Raw genomic sequence first — 4,300 nt, 5'->3', positions numbered from 1 at the left:
GCCAACCGCACCCGGCTGCCGGGGCTCTACCTGGCGGGCGGCTGGTCGCACCCCGGGGGCGGTCCGGCGCACGCGGGGATGTCGGGCGCCCTGGTCGCCGGGCTGATCGTCGAGGGCGACGGCTTCAAGGGATCGCAGTGAGCCGGGCGCGGTGAGCCTGGCGCGCGCGACGCGGCCCGGACGGCGTGCGCGCGCCCCCTCACTCACCGGAGGAGGCGCGCGGGGCGGTGCGGGGTCACCCCGTCAGTACCGGTACTGCTCGTTCTGGCCGGTGTCGTTGCCGTAGCCGCCGTTGCCGTATCCCTCGTCACCGGCCGGATAGCCGCTGCCGTACGGGGCGGGCGTGCCCTGCGGGTACTGCTCTCCCTCACGCTGCTGGGGTACCCAGACACCGCCGGGCGGGGTGTCCGCGCCGTACTGGGGGGCGGCGTACGGCTCGGTGTACGGCTGCTGGTTCGCGTAGGCGTCGTAGCCGCCGCCCGACCCCGCGTCGTACCCGTTGCCGTTGTTGTAGGCGTCGTAGGACGCGTACGGCGGAGCGGCCGTGCCCCCGGTACCGATGTACGGGTCGGAGTACGCCGCATAGCTGTGCTGGTCGGTGCCGTAGGCGTAGCCGCCGTTGTACGAGGGGGTCTGCGCGGGCTCGCCGTAGCCGTCGTACGTGTCGTGGGCGGCGTACTGGGGCTGCGCGCCGGCCGGTCGCTGCTCCTGGTACCCCTGGCCGCCGTCCGGCTGCGCGTACGGGCTCGGGCTGTACACGCCGTACTGGCCGGTCTCCTCCGGCATCGGCTGCGGCTCGTACACGGCGGCGGGGTCGTCCTCGGCGGGTGCGGCCGGTTCCTCGTACTCCAGGCCCGAGACTTCGAGGACGGGCTCCTCCTTGGCGGAGGGCTGCCGGCCGCGGCGACGGCGGCTGGCCCCGGGGCTGCCCCCTATGGCCCAGCCGGTGGAGAAGCCCCGCCGGAAGGAGAGCGTCACGTAGGTCTGACCGACCGCGAACGCGACCGCGCCGAGAGCGATCACCAGCACGGACGGGATCAGGACACCGAGCACCACGCAGAGGAATCCGGAGAAGGCGAGAAGCCTCCAGCGCAGCCGTGCCTTGTACTGCAGAAGCACCTCGCCCAGCAGCCACAACGCCACCACGCCGAAAGCGATATAGAGGACCGTCCAGCCCACGCCCGCCCCCTTCTGCGGCCGCCGCCGCCGGATCGGTGACGGGTACGGCCGGTCACGACTGCTTGTGCAGTCCGAGATTCTCGTAGATTTCGAGCGTTGCCGTCGAGTTGTTGAGCGTGATGAAGTGCAATCCGGGCACACCTTCGGACAGCAGCTTCGCGCAGAACTCCGTTGCGAACTCGATGCCAATGGAGCGTACAGCGGCCGGATCGTCCTTGACCGCGTGGATGCGTTCTTCCAGAGCCTTGGGCACGGCCGCGTTGCTCAGCTGGGGAAATCTTTCGAGCTGCTTCACGCTGGTGACCGGCATGATCTCGGGAATGATCGGCGTGTCGCAACCGGCGGCGACCACACGGTCACGCATCCGGAGGTAGTCGCCGGGTTCGAAGAACATCTGAGTGATGGCGTAGTCGGCACCCGCCCGGCACTTGTCCACGAAATGGCGGGTATCGGTCTCCCAGTCGGACGACCTCGGGTGCATTTCGGGAAACGCGGCGACACCCACGCAGAAATCGCCGGACTCCTTGATGAGCCGCACCAGATCGGCGGCGTACCGCACACCCTCCGGGTGCTCGACCCACTCGCCCATCGGGTCGCCCGGCGGGTCTCCGCGCACGGCGAGGATGTTCCTGATCCCCGCGTCGGCGTACTGGCCGATCATGTTGCGCAGCTCCGCGACGGAGTGGTTGACGGCGGTGAGGTGCGCGACGGGGGTGAGCGTGCTGTCGGCGGCGATCTGCTGCGTCGCCCGGACCGTACCGGACCGGGTGGATCCCCCGGCGCCGTACGTCACGGAGACGAAGCTGGGACCCACGGCCTCGACCCGGCGCAGCGCGTTCCAGAGGTTCCGCTCGCCCTTCTCGGTCTTGGGCGCCCAGAACTCGAAGGAGTACGACGTGCCGGACGCGAGCAGGTCGCGCACGGTGCGTGCGCGGTCCGTCCGGGTGGAGGAGGTACCAAGGGCCATACCGCGAGGTTAACCAGGGTGCGGCCGTCCCCCAACCAGAGAGGGACTTTTGTCCGTATTGCAGTGAATGCTGTCCACGCCTCGGACAGCGCGAGGGCCTCCCGCACGGATGCCTCGCGCGGGCTCACGGGACCGGAGCGGACCGGGAAGCGGACCGGAAGCGGACCGGGAGGCTGGACGGGGCGGGGGCCGGGGTCAGCGTTCGCGAATCCGCTTCGCCAGACCGGCCGCGGCCTCGGCCGGGTCGTCGGCATCGGTGATCGCCCGGACCACCACGACGCGCCGGGCGCCGGCGTCCAGCACTTCGTCGAGATTGCCCGCGTCGATGCCGCCGATGGCGAACCACGGGCGGGGCTGGTCGAGGGAGGCGGCGTACCGCACGAGGCCGAGACCGGGAGCGTGCCGGCCGGGCTTGGTCGGGGTGGGCCAGCAGGGGCCGGTGCAGAAGTAGTCGACGCCGGGCTGTGCGACGGCGGCGTCCACCTCGGACTCGGCGTGCGTGGAACGGCCGATCAGCGGGGTCCCGCCGATGATCGCGCGGGCTGCGGGGACCGGCAGGTCGCCCTGTCCGAGGTGGAGCACGTCGGCACCGATGGCGTGGGCGATGTCGGCGCGGTCGTTGACGGCGAGGAGCTTGCCGTGACGTGCGCAGGCGTCCGCGAACACCTGGAGGTGCTCCAGCTCCTCGGCGGCCTCCATGCCCTTGTCACGCAGTTGGACGATGTCCACTCCGGAGGCGAGGACGGCGTCGAGGAATTCGGGGAGGTCGCCCTGGCGCCTGCGGGCGTCGGTGCAGAGGTAGAGACGGGCGTCGGTGAGCTGGTGACGTGGTGCGGACATGGAGGTTCCCCCCGTGGGTGACGCGAACACGGGCCGTGCGCGGCACGGCCCGTGTTCGCGTGTGCGGTTGTCTCGGTCAGACGGCGAGCGCCTGGGCGCGGCGCTTCACCTCCGTCCCGCGATTCTCGCTCAGCGCCTGCGCGGGGGTGCCGGGCAGGCTCGGGTCGGGGGTGAAGAGCCAGTCCAGCATCTCTTCGTCGGAATAGCCGTCGTCCCTCAGGAGCGTCAGGGTCCCCGCGAGGCCCTTGACCACCTTGTCGCCGTCGATGAAGGCGGCGGGCACCTGGAGTGTCCGGTTCTCACCGCGACGCACGGCGATCAGCTGGCCTTCCTTGACCAACTGCCGCACACGCGTCACCTCGACGTCGAGGAGTTCCGCGATGTCGGGGAGGTGGAGCCAGGCAGGGACGAGAGCATCGATCTTTGCGTCAATCTGGGTCACGAGGACAAGCGTGCCATCTGGGACCGACAGCCGGTAGCCGGGCCGACCGTACGGACCGTGTCAGGACTGCGTCCGCGCAGGTCGCACCGGGGTCCGGCACGGGCCGGGACGGGTGCCCGGGGCCCGGCTCCGGGTCCCCGCCGGGGCTCAGAGGACGGTGGACTTCAGGGGTACGGCGGGGTCGGCGGCCCGCTCGGGGTCGACGGCCCGGCCGGAGGCGACGAGCTTGCGGCCCTGGGTGAGATCGCGCGGACGGCCGACCGCCAGCAGGGCGACGAGCGCGCCGTCCCGGAGCCAGAGCACGGTCCACTCCTCGTCGGCGGGGTCGCCGCGCCACAGCAGGGTGTCGGCGTCCGCGTGGTGCCCGGCGTACTGGACGAAACGGCCGAACTGCTCGGACCAGAAGTACGGCACCGGGTCGTACGGCTCCGGGGTTCCGCCGTCCGTCGCCGCGATGCCCGCCGCGACCGTGCGCGGGCCCTGGAGCGCGTTGTCCCAGTGGTGGACCAGCAGCCGTGCGCCGTAGCGCGCGGAGGGGTACGAGGCGCAGTCGCCGACCGCGTACACCCCGGGCGCCGAGGTGCGCAGCGCCGCGTCGGCGGTGACCGATCCGTCCGGGCCGAGCGCGATGCCGGAGCCGGCGAGCCAGCCGGTGGCGGGGCGGGCGCCGATGCCGACGACCACCGCGCCCGCAGGGAGCCTTCTCCCGCCGGTGAGGACCACGGCGCCGGGTTCGACGCGGTCGACCCGGGCGCCGGTGAGGAGGGTGGCGCCGGCGCGGGCGTACCAGTCGGCCATGGGGGCGGCGACCTCGGCGGGCAGTGCCCCGGGTTTTTAACCTCACGCGCCCGTCCGACAGAAATTAGCGCAAT

At 71.8% G+C, this 4,300-nt stretch carries 4 protein-coding genes and 1 pseudogene; all 5 read right to left on the bottom strand.

Features of this window, described 5'->3' with window-relative positions:
* Nucleotides 1-243: 243 nt before the first annotated feature.
* On the bottom strand, nt 244-1,179 hold the full coding sequence (locus tag ACWD3D_RS33915; RefSeq protein ID WP_451464550.1) for a hypothetical protein: 936 nt from the start codon (nt 1,177-1,179) through the stop codon (nt 244-246).
* Between the two features lie 52 nt (nt 1,180-1,231).
* The gene (gene metF, locus ACWD3D_RS33910) at nt 1,232-2,146 is read right to left on the bottom strand and encodes a methylenetetrahydrofolate reductase [NAD(P)H] (protein WP_451464549.1); all 915 of its coding nucleotides are present in this window, start codon (nt 2,144-2,146) and stop codon (nt 1,232-1,234) included.
* Between the two features lie 195 nt (nt 2,147-2,341).
* Nucleotides 2,342-2,986 (bottom strand): thiamine phosphate synthase, encoded by a 645-nt coding sequence (gene thiE / locus ACWD3D_RS33905; RefSeq protein WP_451464548.1) that lies wholly within the window; start codon nt 2,984-2,986, stop codon nt 2,342-2,344.
* Between the two features lie 76 nt (nt 2,987-3,062).
* The gene (locus ACWD3D_RS33900; protein WP_328722174.1) at nt 3,063-3,428 is read right to left on the bottom strand and encodes an Rv2175c family DNA-binding protein; all 366 of its coding nucleotides are present in this window, start codon (nt 3,426-3,428) and stop codon (nt 3,063-3,065) included.
* A gap of 147 nt (nt 3,429-3,575) precedes the next feature.
* A pseudogene (locus ACWD3D_RS33895) lies at nt 3,576-4,256 on the bottom strand (oxidoreductase C-terminal domain-containing protein); the annotation flags it as partial.
* Nucleotides 4,257-4,300 lie beyond the last annotated feature (44 nt).

Source organism: Streptomyces sp. NPDC002690 (assembly GCF_053592415.1).
Note: the sequence above shows the minus strand (reverse complement) of the source record. Positions and strands in the feature narration are given on the sequence as shown.

Coding starts and splice junctions, on each gene's coding strand:
- metF (WP_451464549.1), bottom strand. CDS start 2,146: ATGGCCCTTGGTACCTCCTCCACCCGGACGGACCGCGCACGCACCGTG.
- thiE (WP_451464548.1), bottom strand. CDS start 2,986: ATGTCCGCACCACGTCACCAGCTCACCGACGCCCGTCTCTACCTCTGC.